This window comes from Halomonas sp. I5-271120, assembly GCF_030553075.1.
GTDB classification, from domain to species: Bacteria; Pseudomonadota; Gammaproteobacteria; order Pseudomonadales; family Halomonadaceae; genus Onishia; species Onishia taeanensis_A.
Genome location: NZ_CP130701.1, coordinates 3,170,913 through 3,186,017, shown reverse-complemented (window position 1 = coordinate 3,186,017; position 15,105 = coordinate 3,170,913). Strand labels below are relative to the sequence as shown.

Genomic DNA, 15,105 nt, shown 5'->3' with positions numbered 1-15,105 from the left:
AATGACGACCCGGCCACCTTGCGGAGATGACGCCCAGGCCAAGACGCCATAGGCGCAACATCAAGGCACACAAAACCCAGACACACAGAACTCAGGCACACAAAAACGACTCGTGACCGTTGGCCGCGAACCTAAGTATAAGAGGGGTAAGGAATATCAGGAGGGAAGGTAATGGGGTGGATGATGGGGATCGAACCCACGACAGCCGGAACCACAATCCGGGGCTCTACCACTGAGCTACATCCACCACTACCAAAACACACTACAAGCGACGAATGGGGTGGATGATGGGGATCGAACCCACGACAACCGGAACCACAATCCGGGGCTCTACCACTGAGCTACATCCACCATATCGACTCGCTTGCCAGGCACTCGCCTTGCTGCCGACCACTCGAATTTCCAGTGGCGCGCCCAGCAGGACTCGAACCTGCAACCTACGGCTTAGAAGGCCGTTGCTCTATCCGATTGAGCTATGAGCGCATTCTAAAGCCTCTAGACTCTTACCTGCAACCCTTGCCAAGACCTTTATGTAAAAAAATCAAAAGGTTACATGGTCGGGATGGAGGGATTCGAACCCCCGACATCCTGCTCCCAAAGCAGGCGCGCTACCAGACTGCGCTACATCCCGTCGGCATCAAGCTGCACAACATTGACGCGAAAACTGCCGCCTCAATGCGGAGCGTATTTTACGCATCCTTGCCCGCTGGTCAAGCCCTTAGCGCACACTCTCCCACAAGCATGCTTTGACTCGAGGCCAGCTCATGCGAAAATCAGCACCCTCAATCTTTCGTCGCCCGCTGCAGGTATACCCCGCCGGCCCGCCGACTTAACTTTTTTAGGAAACGCCGATGACCGCCCAACTGATCGATGGCAAGGCCATTGCCGCTCATGTTCGTCAACAGGTTGCCCGCCAGGTAGCGGCCCGTCACGAATCCAGCGCACGCAGTCCAGGCCTGGCCGTGGTGCTGGTCGGTGAAGATGCGGCATCCGAAATCTATGTGCGCAACAAGCATCGCGCATGCGAAGAAGCCGGCATTATCTCCTTTCGCCACCAGTTGCCCGCGGACACCAGCCAAGCCGATCTGGAGGCGCTGGTCGACGAGCTGAATGCCGATGAGCGCGTTGACGGCATCCTGGTACAGCTGCCGCTGCCCGAGCACCTGGACCCGCGCCCTATTCTCGAGCGCATCAAGCCCGACAAGGACGTCGACGGCTTCCACCCCTACAACCTCGGCCGCCTGGCTCAGCGCCTACCACTGCTGCGCCCCTGCACGCCCAAGGGTGTCATGACCCTGCTGCAGGAATCCGGCCTCAACGTGCGCGGACTGGACGCCACCATCGTTGGCGCCTCCAACATCGTCGGCCGACCGATGGCCCTGGAGCTGATGCTGGCCGGCTGCACCACCACCGTCTGCCACCGTTTTACCAAGGACCTCGAGGCTCAGGTGCGCCGCGCCGACCTGCTGGTGGTGGCAGTAGGCAAGCCGGGGCTGGTCAAGGGCGAGTGGGTGAAGGAAGGCGCTATCGTCATTGACGTGGGTATCAACCGCAATGATGACGGCAAGCTGATCGGTGACGTGGAGTTCACCCCGGCCGCCGAACGCGCCAGCTACATCACGCCGGTCCCCGGCGGCGTCGGTCCGATGACGGTCGCCTCGCTGCTCGAGAACACTCTCTACGCCGCGGAACTCCATGATCCCATGAAGGCCGAATGACACGCAGCGGCCCTGAGTAGGCGCCAGCCGGCTCATTGCGTTAGAATCCCCTTTTTTCGCCCTAGTGGTTTCGTCACTGGGGGAATAGCTAATCAACTTGCTAGACGAGGTCAGGTGACATGAGCGACCAGAAGATGAACGTCGAAAGTTTCAATCTCGACCACACCAAGGTCAAAGCGCCCTACGTCCGCCTGGCCGGCGTTACCGTCGGCCTGCATGGCGACGAGATCTACAAGTACGACATGCGCATCTGCCAGCCGAACCAGAACCACATGGACATGCCGGGGCTGCACTCCCTGGAACACCTGATGGCAGAAATGTCGCGCAACCACACCGACAAGGTCGTCGACATCAGCCCGATGGGCTGTCAGACCGGTTTCTACTGGGCGATGATCAACCACGACGACTACGACGGCATCCTCACGCTGATCGAAAAGACGCTCGAGGACGTACTCGAGGCCAAGGAAGTGCCGGCCTGTAACGAGATGCAGTGCGGGTGGGCCGCTAGCCACAGCCTCGAAGGCGCCAAAGAGATCGCTCGCGGCTTCCTCGCCAAGCGCGACGAATGGCAGCTCATTTTTGACTGATCCGATGACCAAGGCGACACACGCATGAAAAAGATTGGCATCATCGGCGCCATGGCCGAAGAGGTAGCCCTGCTGGCCTCCCACCTGGAGGATCGCCGCACTCGTGAGCATGTTGGTTGCACCTTCCACACCGGACGCCTTCAGGGCGTTGAGGTGGTGATCCTGCAATCAGGCATCGGCAAGGTGAATGCGGCGGTAGGCACCACCCTGCTGCTCGACGTTTACAAGCCCGACGTGGTCATCAATACCGGCTCCGCCGGAGGCTTCGGCGAAGACCTCGCCGTAGGCGATGTGGTGATTTCCTCCGAGGTACGTCATCACGATGTGGATGCCGTGGTCTTCGGCTATGAACATGGCCAGGTCCCGCAGATGCCGGCCGCCTATCTTCCCGATAGCCGGCTGGTCGCCATCGCCAGAGAATGTATCGAATCCCTGGGCGAACTGAGGGTCGTCGAAGGGCTGATCGCGACCGGCGACATCTTCATGTCCTGCCCGGAAGCAGTATCACGTACCCGAGACCGCTTCCCGACCATGCTCGCCGCCGAGATGGAGGCTGCGGCCATCGCACAGACCTGCCATCTCTACGGATGCCCCTTCGTGGTCATTCGTGCCCTGTCGGACATCGCAGGACAGGAGTCCAACATCTCCTTCAAGGCGTTCATCGATCAGGCCGCCGAGCATTCGGCACAGATGGTCGAAGCCATGGTCGCCCGCCTGGGCAGCATTGACAGCATGTCAGAGACACCCCGACAGAAGGCTCTGACGGACGCCTGAGGCAGACTGTCGAGAGCCCGTTCGCGGCAGTACGTTAGAAACAGTACATTAGAAACAGTACGTTCGAGACAGTACGCTCGAGACAGCATTAGAGACAGGACAACGCTTCACGAGGAAGGCGCCGATATGGCGCCTTTTTTGTGCCAGCCTGTACAAGATCGATACAAGGGTTTTACATTAGGCTCGTTTCCTGACTTACGGAGCCCCGCCATGCATGTCGCTTCCCGGCTATCGCGCCACCTGGCCATTCCACTCCTGTTGCTACTGCATTCACTGCTGCTAGCTGGCTGCGCGGCTTATCCGCTGGGCCTCGACGAGACACCCGCCGCCCTCGACACACGTCGCCTCGACGCCGTCACCTACACGCCACAGAACTGGCCAGAGCCCCTGCAGGCGGATGTTTACCTGCCGGCCACCGCGGATGACGCCGAGCTCAGGCCCGCCGCCCTGGTCGTTCATGGAGGAGGCTGGCAGCGTCGCGAGCGGGCCGACATGGACGCCATCGCCGAGCGCCTCGCTCAGCGCGGCTACGTGGCCGTCAACATCGACTACCGATTTGCACCGACCTACCGCTTTCCTGCACAGCTTCATGACCTTCAGCAGGCCATGCACTGGATCAGTGACCAGGCAGAACGCTTGCGTATCGATACCGATCGCATCATCGGCGTCGGCTACTCCTCCGGCGCACATCTCATCAGCCTGCTGGGCGTGATGAATGCCGACAACCCACTGGACAGCCCCTACGGAGGCCCAGAGACACGGCTTGCCGGCGTGCTGGCCGGCGGCACGCCGACCGACCTTCTGCGGTTCGACGACGGACGTCTGCTTACCGACTTCATTGGCGGCACTCAGGCCGAGTACCCGGCTCGCTATCGCCAAGCGTCACCGCTACTCCAGCTTGGCGACAGCGCCCCACCCTTCTTCCTCTTTCATGGCAACCTCGACGGCCTGGTGCCGATTGAGCAAGCCGACGTCTTCCATGCTGCCCTGGACGCTCGCGGCATTCCCAATACGCTGTATCGGCTAACATTGCGCGGCCACTACACCACCTTCCTCACGGCCGGCCCGGCCATCGAGGCGGGGCTTGATTTCCTCGACCACCAACTGGCGCCACCCCCGATCACAGCAAAGTCCGCATCGGGTATCATGGCACCTTCCCCTAACCGCTGACAGGAGTCCCCATGCACGCGTCCCGCTCCCCTTTATTGGTCATCTATACGGGCGGCACTCTCGGCATGGTCGAGACCCCTCACGGCCTCGCACCGGGCGATAATTTCGAGTCTCGGCTGCGCGATATGCTGAACACCCTGACACCGGCTCGGCGCACCAGCCTGCCTGCCTTCGACTTCCTGGCAACTGCCTCGCCCATCGACTCCAGCAGCGCCCGTCCGTCCGACTGGCAGGCCCTTGCGGCCTTGATCGAGGCCCATCAGCAGACCTATTCAGGCATCGTCATTCTCCACGGCACCGACACCCTGAGCTGGACCGCCAGCAGCCTGGCCTTTCAGCTTCAGGGCATTGATAAAGCGGTGGTCGTGACCGGCGCTATGCACCCGCTGGAAGCCGAGCACAGCGATGCGCTCGCCAATGTCGAGGGCGCCCTGCGCTTCGCCGCCCAGCCAGAACTCCAGGAAGTCGCGCTCTACTTCGCCGGACGCCTGCTTCGCGGCGTGCGCACCCGCAAGTGGCAAACACAGGCCGAAGATGCCTTCATCAGCCCCAACTATCCGCTGCTCGGCGAACTGGTCGACGGCGCGCCAGTGCTCTACCCCGGCCGCGGACTGGCCGACCACCAGCGCGGCGCCCAGCGTTTCGAGCTGCCTGACTATCGTGTACTAGGCCCTTCGCCAGTGGTAAGAATCACGCTATGGCCGGGCATGACCGCACGACAGCTCGGCGCGATGCTGCTCGACGACACCGTCAGCGGCGCCCTGCTGGAGGTCTGGGGAGGAGGCAATATTGCCGATGACCCGGCATTGGTCGAGGTGCTCGCCCAGGCCAGGGGTGAAGGCAAGCTGGTCGCTGCCATCAGCCAATGCCCGCAGGGGCGAATCGAGATCGGTACCTACGCGGCCGGCCAGGGGCTCATGGATGCCGAAGTGCTCTCAGGCGATGACATGACCCCCGAGGCCGCCATGACCAAGCTGATTCACCTGCTGGCCCAGCCGTTGAGCGACGCCGAACGGCGCCGGCACTTCCTGACGAGCCTTATCGGCGAACGCTGAGCCGAAGGGCCTATTATAGAGGGCTGCCTGTCGCAGGCATGAACAGGTGGCGCCAGAGAGAGAAAGGCTGCCACTTTGACGTCACAAAGACGAAAGCAACAACGCTCGATATCACACCGAGTGGCACGATACTCAAGGTAAGTAGCCCTCACGACACACAATCCTGAAGACACGGAATCACCGACTCAGTCTTGACTGATCACAAGGAGCATCAATATGGAACATGGCGTACACCCCTTCAGTGAACTCTTTGAACAGCTCGGCCTTCCCGCCGACAACGCCTCCATCCAGGCCTTTATCGAGCGTCATGCGCCACTTCCCGACGACGTGGGGCTGGCCGAAGCCCCCTTCTGGAACCAGTCACAGGCAGAGCTGATTCGCAGCGCCCTGGAAGAAGACGCCGACTGGGCAGAAGTGGTCGATCAGTTGAATGCGGCGCTGCGCGGGGCCTGATGAAAAGCCCGTGATGACAAGCCCGTCGAGCTCGACGGGCCGATCAAGGTCATAGCCGCGCCTCGACGCGTTCGAGAATCTGTCGGCTGACCCTGCTCACCAGCGGGCGGGCCGCCTTGTTGACGGCCCGCTCCACCAGGCGATTCTTGATCACGTAGTCGAGCGTGAGGGAAACATGCGTCCCTTCAGGCACCGGCGTCAGTCGATAACAGCCCTGATTCTTCACCCCGTCGATGGACTCCCAGGCCAACCGCTCCGGGGCACGGGATTCTGTAATCGCCACGTCGAAGGTCCAGTCGACGCCGACCGCCCTGACATGCCAGCGGTAGCGGTCATCCCCCAGGGGCTCGATGGACTCGATCAGGTCAGAATACTCGGCGAAGTCCTCGACCCTCTTGAGTAGCTCGAAGACCCGCTCCGGCGTCGCCGGCAATGTCGCGCTGTGTTCGATAGTGGCCATATTCGAGTTCCGGTTGCTGGTGCGCAGATACCCCGAGGGTAACCAGCCCGCCTCATCAAGACCAGCATCCTTGCACCACCGGCCTCTTTGCGCGGCCAGCAGCTGCGATACGGTTCAGCCTACTTTCGCCTGGCCCCGCTATTGCTCGACCTGCTATTTCTCGACCTGCTTTGTTGCGCCCTGCTCTGCCTCGCCGCCCACCGGTTCCGCCCAAGCCTGTCTGTCTAGCCCAGTTCCAATTAGCCAGTCTCACTCGCCCATATAGCGCGCCCGCTTCTTCGCCTTCACCTTTGCGACCTCGACCCGAACCAGACCGTCCACGCAGTAACCAAAGTCGGCATCGACGCTGAAGTCCAGGAACTGCACACCGCCTGACGTGCACAGCTCGGTGTAATGCTTGTAGAGCGCCGGCACCGTCACACCATGCATGCCGAGCTGTTGCTTGAGCACCTTGAAGTCGGCAACAGCATCCTCGTGGCAAAACAGCGCACTGGCCTCCTCAACCGTCGCCGACGACACCCGAAACGGCGCGCGGGCGCGCACGCCTGACTCATTGGCGCCGTAATAGTGCTGGTAGTAGTACACCAGCAACTCCAGGGCAGCTCGTGGAATGGCATTGGAGAGCGATACCGGGCCGACCATCCAGGCGATCGACGGATTAGCCTTCAAGTAGGCGCCGATGCCAAACCAGAGCAGGTCCAGACTGCGCCGCCCCCAGTAGCGAGGCTGCACGAAGCTGCGCCCCAGCTCGATACCCTCACCGACACTCGCCAGCCACTCCCCTGAACAGTCGAATAACGACGCCGAATAGAGGCCTTCGACGCCATGGGTGTTCAATACCTCACCGACCCTCGCCAGACGGTAGGCACCGGCTATCTCCATGGCCTTGTCGTCCCATACCAGCAGGTGCTGATAATGGCGGTCATAGTCATCCAGATCACGGTGCTCACCGGTCCCCTCTCCCACGCGTCTGAAGGTCAGCTCGCGCAATCGCCCCAACTCGCGCATCACCACCGAGTCCGCGCGATAGTCGTGCAGAAGAATCCGCATGCCCTCCTTGGTCATACCCAGGCACTGCGCCTGATCCAGCTCGGCACGCAAGGCCTGGCGCGGCTCCGGGTGAGCGATCGGCCGTTCGGTGACAAAAAGCGGAGAGCGATTCTTGGCTAGCCGATAGACGTGCTTGCGCAGCAGCTTGAGCTTGGTGCGGTTGGGCAGCGTCGGCAAATCGAAGCGCGCCAGGGGAATGGGCTCCCCGATTCGGATAGGCAGATCCATGGCGTGCTTCTTGAACATCTCATTGACCAGCAGCAGCCCGCCCAGCGGGCGATAGATCATCGAAAGCGAATAGAACAACGCGGAATTGCGCCCGCCCACATGCACCGGCAGGATCGGGGCATTCGCCTTGCGGGCCAGGTGCAGGAAACCACTAAGCCAGGGACCATCCTTGATCCCCGAGGGCCCTGCCCGGGACACCTCACCGGCGGGGAAGACGATGACCGCTTGCTCTGCCATCAGCGCTTCATTTCCGGCGCGCGCAGTCTTCCGGTACCCCTTGCCGGTCAGGTTGTCGACCGGCAGCAGCAAGGGCCGCAGCGGCACGAACTCCCACAGCAGATCGTTGACCATCACCTTGACGTCGCGGCGCACCTCTCCCACCAGCTTGAGCAGCGCCAGGCCATCCAGGGTCCCCAGCGGATGGTTGGCGACGATCACGACTCGCCCTTCGCTGGGGATGTTGCATCGATCCCTGGCCGAGGCCATGTAGCTGAAGCGGAAATGCTCCAGCACATGATCTACGAACTCGAAAGGGCCAGCGTCGCGGTGCCGCGCCAGAAAGTCGTTGACCTCATCCTCATGCATCAAGCGTCGCAACAACCCCATGGCTGGCTGGCGCACCAGGGGCGCGCGACCATTGAGGGCGGGGTACTTGTCGTCGATCAGGCGTTCGATATCGAGCATCAGGGTTCCTCCGGTGATGTCGATATCCTCGGCAAATGCCATGACGACCCCATGTCAGAGACATGGCGAAGGCATGACAGCGGCCGGCGCTAGTCAGCGGCGACGCCAGTCTCTACAATGCGCGGCTCGTCCGGACCGGATCCCGGGCGTCCGCGCCGCCAGGCTGCGGCCTAAACAAATTCTCCGAAAGGACATCTCCATGACCTCTTCAACTCCCCGTGCCGTGGTGATCTACTCCGGCGGCATGGACTCCTATACGGTGCTGCACCGGGCCCGCCGCGAGGGCTATGAGCTCCACGCCCTGTCGTTCAACTACGGGCAGCGGCACGCCCGTGAACTCGACACCGCCAAACAGGTCTGTGAGCAACTCGGGATCGCCCATCAGATCGTCGATATCCGCGCCATTCACGGCCTGATAGATAGCTCAGCTCTCACCGACGCCTCCCAGGCACTGCCCGGCGGCGACTACGATGCCGACAACCTGAGCGCCACCGTGGTGCCGAACCGCAATATGATCCTTTTGTCGCTGGCCATCGCTCAGGCGGTGAACATCGGCGCCGATCGCGTTTTCTACGGCGCCCACGGCGGCGATCACGTGCTGTATCCGGATTGCCGGCCCGAGTTCGTAGAAAAGATGAACGACGTCGCGGCCATCGCCAATTTCTCTCCGGTGACCATCGAGGCGCCCTATCTGCACAAGGGCAAGCACGAGATCCTGGCTGACGGCCTCGCCATGGGGCTGGACTACGCCAACACCTGGACCTGCTACCTGGGCGAGCCCCTGGCATGCGGCGAGTGTGGCAGCTGCCGAGAGCGCCTGGCCGCCTTTGCTCACCATGGCTTGAGCGACCCGCTGGGCTATTCCTCTTCACAGCGATCCGGCTCGGATGAAAAAGCTGCCGCATCACAGCGGCCCGGCTCTGACGCAGAAACCAGCGCTGACTCAGGCGAAGGGCGCCACGATGTATAGCGTCAAAGAGGCCTTCTATACCCTGCAGGGCGAAGGGGCCCGGGCCGGGCGTGCCAGCGTTTTCTGCCGCTTCTCCGGCTGCAATCTCTGGTCGGGGCGCGAACAGGATCGAGCCACCAGCGCCTGCCGCTTCTGCGATACCGACTTCGTCGGTACCGACGGGCAGAATGGCGGTCGCTTTCACGACGCTGAAGGGCTCGCCGATCATCTCGCCGCGCTTTGGCCCGCGGTGCCCGGCGGCCAGCGCTACGTAGTCTTCACCGGCGGTGAGCCGCTGCTGCAACTGGACTCACCGTTGATCGAGGCGCTGCATGCCCGCGATTTCGAGGTCGCGGTGGAGACCAACGGCACGCTCACCCCGCCGGCCGGTATCGACTGGCTGTGTGTCAGCCCCAAGGGCGATACCTCGCTTGCCATCACGGCAGGCGACGAGCTGAAGCTGGTCTATCCGCAACAGCACGCCCCACCCGAGCGTTTCGCCGGGCTCAACTTTCGCCACTTCTATCTGCAGCCCATGGACCTCGGCCCGCTGGGCGGAGACGGCAATACCATGGCCGACGTCGTTGACTACTGCCTGAGTGCACCTCAATGGCAGCTGTCACTGCAGACTCACAAGATCGCGGGGATCGACTGATGACCCTCTTCGTCAATGGCCTGACCCATCTCGACGCCTCGCTATGGTGCCCAACACGTGGCCTGATCGGTGTCAGTTGGCAGGTGAATGCCGAACTCGACGGCGAACTCGGCGAGGATGGCATGCTGTTTGATTTCGGCCACGTCAAGCCGTGGATCAAGTCGCGGCTGGACGACGGTGCCGACCACACCCTGATCGTACCGACCGAGGCGCCGGGCGTGACGGTCAGCGAATGCCTGGAAGGCCTCGCGATCCGCACCACCACGCCCTACGCCATGGAGGTGCGCGGCCCGCACCAGGCCTTCACTCTGGTGCCCTGGGCGGAGATCACACCGACAGGGCTTGCCGAGCGCTTCAGCGAGGAGATGCTGCAAGACCCACCGCCGCGGGTCAGCGCGATTCGCCTCACCTTCGAGGATGAAGCCCTGTCGGGTGCTGCCTACACCTATAGCCACGGACTGCGCCGCCACGCAGGTAACTGCCAGCGCATCGCCCACGGGCATCGTTCGCCGCTCCATATCTGGCAGACAGGCGAACGCGCCCCGGCGCTGGAGGCCGAATGGGCCAGCCGCATGGCGGATCGTTATCTCGTCGATGAGAGCGATGTCGAAGACAAGGACGTTGCTCAGGGTGAGCTCACGACGCGCTATCGCGCGCCCCAGGGCGACTTCCTGCTGCGCCTGCCCCGCGAGCGCTGCCTGATCCTGCCGACGGCCACCACCATCGAGCAGATCGCCGCCTGGCTTGCCGGCGAGATCGCTGCGGAAACCGGCCAGGTCACGCGGGTCCAGGCCTTCGAGGGCATCGGCAAGGGAGCCATTGCGGAGCGAACGCCATGAGCCGACTGATTGCCAGTACCCAGGCCGCGGCGTCTACCTCCGCTCACGCCACCGGCGAATGCCGCCCGGGCTGCGGTGCCTGCTGCATCGCCCCCTCGATCAGCTCAGCGATTCCCGGCATGCCTGAGGGCAAGCCGGCCGGCGTGCGCTGCGTGCAGCTCGATGATGACAACCTCTGCCGATTGTTTGGCGACCCAAGCCGCCCTGCCGTCTGCGCGCGTTTCGACTTCGATCAGGAGCTTTGCGGCAGCGATCGCGAAGAAGCGCTGGCACGAATCGCCGCCTGGGAAACCATGACCTGACACACCGAGGCGCTTCCACCCGACCGATGCTTTTCGCCCAGCAACAGAACGGCCCATCCGCCAGGCGGATGGGCCGTTTTTCGTCATGCGCCCTATTTCCTCATGCTCACTAAGTGCGCTAGGTGCGCGCTGATAGTCGCGCCCTCAGCTCGCGTTCTAGGTCTCAAGTCCTAGGTCTCAAGTCCCAGGTCTAGGTCGCCGCTAGCTTTCCGCCCGCGCCGGCGCCTCCAGCCGGTGATCAAGCAGGGTCCGCCAGCGCATGAGTACCGGCGCATCGCTGACGCTCACGCTACCCAAAAGCTTGCGGAACGCATCACGCGCTGCCACATCCTGCGGGTCCACCAGCGTCAGCCAAAGCTCCAGGGCATTCAGCTGTTGATGGAGGTTATCGTGCTCGCGGGCCTGCTCCAGCGCCTGCTCGGCCAGACGGCGCACTTCCTCGACCGGATGGCCAAGACGGTGGCGCACCCGCGCCAGCTGAATGGCCAGCTCCGGCATGTAGAGCGAGCTGCGCTCCTGCGCCACCAGCAGGCACTGATCGAGATAGTCTTCGGCGCGCTCGAACTCTTCACACACGACCAGCGCATCGATCCACCACAACATCGGCGTCTGGTAGCGATGACGGCCAGAAATGGCATCGAACTCCTCCATGCAGGCCTCGATCACCTTGAGCCCTTCACGATCACCCGCCAGCGCCTTCTCCCAACCCAAGAGACTCTGGGACGACATCTGCCATAAGTGCAGATCCGGCGTGCCAGTGAGTTCGAAGGCACGCTGCGCGCGGCGACTGACCAGATGCACATGCCCCAGCTGTCGATAGACGGCAGCGGCATACATCAAGGCCATAGCAAGCGAGCCCGGATGATTGAGGCTTTCGGCGAGACGAATCGCCGCCTCTGCCTGCACCTCTGCTCGGCGATAGTCGCCACGCAGGCACAGCGCCCAGCCCTGATAGCAGGCAGCAGCCACCTGAGGATGATCGGAGAACGGTAGCCACTCGATCATCATCGGCTGATGCAGCGGATCGACCTCTTCCAGGTGAGCGTAGGCCTGACGGATGCTTCCGGCCCAGTATTCGCAGCTGGCTCGGGCATAGTCGGCCAGACGCAGATAGCGAGGGTCTTCGAGACGAGCAGCCAGCCCCGCCAGCTGAGAGGCCAGCGAGAAGGCATCGGCATGGGCATGCCGCTGACTGCAGCCGACCCAGAGCCCCCATTTGACCAGGAAGCGCTGCTCGAGATCGCTCTCATCGTCGGCCTGCTCCTGCTGAGAGGCCTCCTGCGACGCTTCCTGAGATTCCTGCTGGGCCGCCAGCAAGTCTCGCGCTCGCACGAAGCTTTCATGCGCAGTGGGCGAGGCATGCCCTTCCATGGCGAAAGCCGCCTGACCGCGCACGGTCAGTAGGCTGATCTCCCGCTCGGCGCTGTCTTCGACCTGGCGCAGACTGGCCAAGCCCTCGTCGGCCATCTTCAGGGCCGTACGATTGGCACTGACCTTGAGCGCCTCGCGGGCCGCCAGCTCGAAGTAACGGGCACCGCGAGCATAGTGCCCGCTGCGTCGCAGATGAGTGGCAAAGTCGCCCGGATGACGACTGATCCAGATCGGAAAGCGCTCTTCGATCAGGCTGACCACCTGGCGATGAATGGACACCCTGACATCCCGCGGGCATGAAAGGTACGCGGCTTCCTGAAGGAGCTGGTGGCTGAACTGGTATTCGCACTCGGGCGAGGACGTGCAGGGTTCGATGACCTCGAGGCGCAACATCTGTTCAAGCGCCTGCTTGAGTCGCGCGGCCTCCCAGCCGCTGCACTCTGCAAGAAAGTCCATGCGGAACTGACGCCCCAGCACGGCGGCGATCTGGGCCACCTCCCGGTCGGCGTCAAGCTGATCGATACGGCTCGCCAACAGGCCCAGCAAGCCCTGCGGCAACTCATCGATCTGCACGCTACGCCCTTCGCGACGCTCCATGTCCAGGCGACGACAGATCTCCTGCAAATACAGCGGCACCCCATCGCAGCGCTCGATCAACTGGCTGCGCAGGCGCGGGCTGAGATGCAAACGGTAGCGTCGCGCCAGCTGAGAAAGCAGGTTCGAAGACTGCTGATTGTCCAGGCGACCCAGCGTGATCTGCTGGTCCCAGTGCAGCTTGGAAGGCAACGATTCGCGGCCGTGATGGCTTGCCACCAGCAGCAGCGGACAGTTGATCGGCAAACGCGTCTGCAGAGCGGCGAGCACCTTGTAGGACGGCTCATCGAGCCACTGCAGATCATCGAGCATCAAGACCAGCGGACAGTCCTGGGTCAAGGCCTCGATCAGCTGCTGTAGCAATCGAGCTACCAGTTCGACCGCCTCGCCGCTCTGGATCAGTATCGCCTCGTCGCTGTGGCAGATGCCCAGAGCCTCGGCCAGCAGCCGGCGCTGGTTGTCATCGATCTCCAGCGCCGGATACCCCTCCAGCAACTCATCCAGCAGCGCTTCGCTGGGCTCTGCTTCCAGGTGCCAGCGCAGCAGGGTGCGCGCCACGCTGTAGGGCGTCTGGGCAGCCATGCGTGTCGCAGGCTGCCAGCAGATGGCCGCTTCACGGCTCTGTTCGAGCTGGCGAAACGCCACCATCAGCGCCGACTTGCCCATGCCCGAGGGGCCGCGCACCAACACGCTCTGGCGCAGACCGATGCCTGCCCGAGCGAGGGCGTCGCGCAGCTTGCGCAGATCGGACTCGCGTCCCACCAGGCTCGGCGGCATCGCATCGCGGCCGCCCTCGTTGACCCCAAGGACCAGCGCCCGCAGCTGGACCTTGCCGTCGCAGGCCACCAGCCGCGAGGTCAGTCGAGGCTGAAGATCCAGCGCCGGCGGCATGTGCTGGCTGGATTCATGAGAGATCACCAGCTCACTGCCATCGGCCGCGCCCATCAGTTCCAGAGAACGCTGGGTTACCTGACCGAGCGGGTCTACCAGCTGGCGTTCAGGCACATAGACCACCCGACCGCTGTTGAGCCCGGCAGACAGAGTGAATTGCGGCATCTCGCCTTCACCGGACCAGCGCCGCTGACTTTCTTCGGGCAGCGTGGTACGGCAGTGCTCGTAGAGTGCGACCAGTTCAGCGAGCTGATGCGCCGGGCCATGCGTGCCGAAGCAGGCAAGGCCCAGCCCACCGGTAGCGCCGGTCAGCCAGAAGCCGCCCAGGTGATGACATTGCTCTTCCAGCCAGCGCAGCAGCTCTATCTGCAGGCGCAAGCAGGCGCAGGTCTCCGAGCGGTCCTGCCAGTCGCCTTCAAGCTTCAGACGAATCGCCATGACCGACAGCTGTCGCTGCTCGATTTCATCTTCCTGGAGAGGCGTACTGTCGGCGGCCATGGCCCGAGAGAAAGCACCCTGCGGCGTGATCGGCGAAAGCTCTGACTGGCTGTCGGACCAGTATCTGGCCAGCTGGAGAAAGCTGAGGTCAGGCTGCTGACCGGACAGCGCCAACAGCTGCAGATAGGCGTTGTACTCTTCATGAGCGGCCGCCGACTGCCCCTGCTCGGCCAGTTGTCGCACCAAGCATTCGTGGAAGGGGCCGTAGCCGGAAAACCGGCTGACCAGGGTGCGCAGCAGCGACTCCGGCACATCGTCATGTTCTTCGATGACCGTTTCGGCGAAGGCGATGACCCGCTGGCGCCACTCGTTGCGCACCTGGAGGAGCCAGCGCTGAAACTCGGCGCAGGGGGTGAGCTGCAGCTCCTCGACGAGATCGCCACGATAGGCGTCGAGAATGGCTTCCAGCGTGGGAATATTCGCCACCCCGTCGAGCAGATCATGCAGCTCATGAAGGTCGAAGGCCCAGTGCTCGGGCAGCTTGAAGGCGATCGTCTGGCGGGAGACCACCAGCACCTGGTCGGCCTCGTCCCCCAGTGACTGGCGAAGACAGTGAAGGGCATGACGCAGATTGGTTCGGCCGGATGACAGGCCCTGATCCGGCCAGAGAAGCTCGGCCAGGGTCGCTCGGTTGACCGGCTGGTCATGGAGCAGGAGGTAGACCAGCAGGGCCTTGACCTTGTCATAGCTGAACTGGGTCAGGCAGTCCTCACCCAGGGTCAGGGAAAAGTGTCCGAAAAGCGCTAACTGCTCGTTGACTGAGGGTTCCCGCATCGTGTTGGTACCTGCGTTATTATCTTGCTGGCTCGGACAACTACGACACCCTT

The 15,105-nt window shown here is 62.9% G+C and carries 13 protein-coding genes and 4 tRNA genes; 10 read left to right on the top strand and 7 right to left on the bottom strand.

The features are described from left to right. Positions 1–172: 172 nt before the first annotated feature. The 4 genes from Q2K57_RS14350 to Q2K57_RS14335 all read right to left on the bottom strand — a co-directional run bounded on the left by Q2K57_RS14350 (position 173) and on the right by Q2K57_RS14335 (position 631). Positions 173–247: transfer RNA gene (locus Q2K57_RS14350), tRNA-His, on the bottom strand. 29 nt (positions 248–276) lie between these two features. Continuing rightward, a tRNA-His gene (locus tag Q2K57_RS14345) sits at positions 277–351 on the bottom strand. 55 nt (positions 352–406) lie between these two features. Continuing rightward, positions 407–483 (bottom strand) — tRNA-Arg (locus Q2K57_RS14340). Between the two features lie 71 nt (positions 484–554). Then, positions 555–631 (bottom strand) — tRNA-Pro (locus Q2K57_RS14335). A 220-nt stretch (positions 632–851) separates the two neighbouring features. On the opposite strand from Q2K57_RS14335, the gene folD reads away from it, so the two are divergent. From folD to Q2K57_RS14305, 6 genes are all read left to right on the top strand, one after another. Beyond that, entirely contained in the window at positions 852–1,718 is an 867-nt protein-coding gene (gene folD, locus Q2K57_RS14330; RefSeq protein ID WP_112055784.1) for a bifunctional methylenetetrahydrofolate dehydrogenase/methenyltetrahydrofolate cyclohydrolase FolD, read from the top strand. 119 nt (positions 1,719–1,837) lie between these two features. After that, complete coding sequence (locus Q2K57_RS14325; RefSeq protein ID WP_112055783.1) at positions 1,838–2,305, top strand: S-ribosylhomocysteine lyase; 468 nt, start codon at positions 1,838–1,840, stop codon at positions 2,303–2,305. A gap of 24 nt (positions 2,306–2,329) precedes the next feature. Beyond that, a complete protein-coding gene (mtnN, locus tag Q2K57_RS14320) occupies positions 2,330–3,079 on the top strand; it encodes a 5'-methylthioadenosine/S-adenosylhomocysteine nucleosidase (RefSeq protein ID WP_304525487.1) in 750 nt (249 codons plus the stop codon). 210 nt (positions 3,080–3,289) lie between these two features. Next, entirely contained in the window at positions 3,290–4,249 is a 960-nt protein-coding gene (locus Q2K57_RS14315; protein ID WP_304525486.1) for an alpha/beta hydrolase, read from the top strand. Positions 4,250–4,260: 11 nt separating this feature from the next. Further along, positions 4,261–5,304 (top strand): asparaginase, encoded by a 1,044-nt coding sequence (locus Q2K57_RS14310; RefSeq protein ID WP_304525485.1) that lies wholly within the window; start codon positions 4,261–4,263, stop codon positions 5,302–5,304. Positions 5,305–5,520: 216 nt separating this feature from the next. Then, positions 5,521–5,757 carry a DUF2789 domain-containing protein gene (locus tag Q2K57_RS14305; RefSeq protein WP_112055779.1) on the top strand — a complete coding sequence of 79 codons (237 nt, stop codon included), beginning with the start codon at positions 5,521–5,523 and terminating at the stop codon, positions 5,755–5,757. A gap of 49 nt (positions 5,758–5,806) precedes the next feature. Here Q2K57_RS14305 and Q2K57_RS14300 read toward each other — a convergent pair whose 3' ends face one another. Together Q2K57_RS14300 and Q2K57_RS14295 are read right to left on the bottom strand one after the other, a co-directional pair. Continuing rightward, positions 5,807–6,217, bottom strand: a complete 411-nt coding sequence (locus Q2K57_RS14300; RefSeq protein ID WP_112055778.1) for an SRPBCC family protein — start codon at positions 6,215–6,217, stop codon at positions 5,807–5,809. A gap of 249 nt (positions 6,218–6,466) precedes the next feature. Beyond that, positions 6,467–8,221 (bottom strand): lysophospholipid acyltransferase family protein, encoded by a 1,755-nt coding sequence (locus Q2K57_RS14295; RefSeq protein ID WP_304525484.1) that lies wholly within the window; start codon positions 8,219–8,221, stop codon positions 6,467–6,469. 157 nt (positions 8,222–8,378) lie between these two features. On the opposite strand from Q2K57_RS14295, the gene queC reads away from it, so the two are divergent. The 4 genes from queC to Q2K57_RS14275 are packed head-to-tail and all read left to right on the top strand — an operon-like array spanning position 8,379 to position 10,924. Beyond that, positions 8,379–9,149, top strand: a complete 771-nt coding sequence (gene queC, locus Q2K57_RS14290) for a 7-cyano-7-deazaguanine synthase QueC (RefSeq protein ID WP_304525483.1) — start codon at positions 8,379–8,381, stop codon at positions 9,147–9,149. Beyond that, the gene (gene queE, locus Q2K57_RS14285) at positions 9,142–9,783 is read left to right on the top strand and encodes a 7-carboxy-7-deazaguanine synthase (protein ID WP_304525482.1); all 642 of its coding nucleotides are present in this window, start codon (positions 9,142–9,144) and stop codon (positions 9,781–9,783) included. The genes queC and queE overlap by 8 nt, the downstream gene beginning before the upstream one ends. Further along, complete coding sequence (locus Q2K57_RS14280; protein ID WP_304525481.1) at positions 9,783–10,622, top strand: 6-carboxytetrahydropterin synthase; 840 nt, start codon at positions 9,783–9,785, stop codon at positions 10,620–10,622. The genes queE and Q2K57_RS14280 overlap by 1 nt, the downstream gene beginning before the upstream one ends. Beyond that, positions 10,619–10,924 carry a YkgJ family cysteine cluster protein gene (locus tag Q2K57_RS14275; protein ID WP_112055774.1) on the top strand — a complete coding sequence of 102 codons (306 nt, stop codon included), beginning with the start codon at positions 10,619–10,621 and terminating at the stop codon, positions 10,922–10,924. The genes Q2K57_RS14280 and Q2K57_RS14275 overlap by 4 nt, the downstream gene beginning before the upstream one ends. A gap of 201 nt (positions 10,925–11,125) precedes the next feature. Here the strand turns inward: Q2K57_RS14275 and Q2K57_RS14270 are convergent, their stop codons facing one another. After that, positions 11,126–15,052, bottom strand: coding sequence for an AAA family ATPase (locus tag Q2K57_RS14270; RefSeq protein WP_304525480.1), 3,927 nt, complete (start codon positions 15,050–15,052; stop codon positions 11,126–11,128). Positions 15,053–15,105 lie beyond the last annotated feature (53 nt).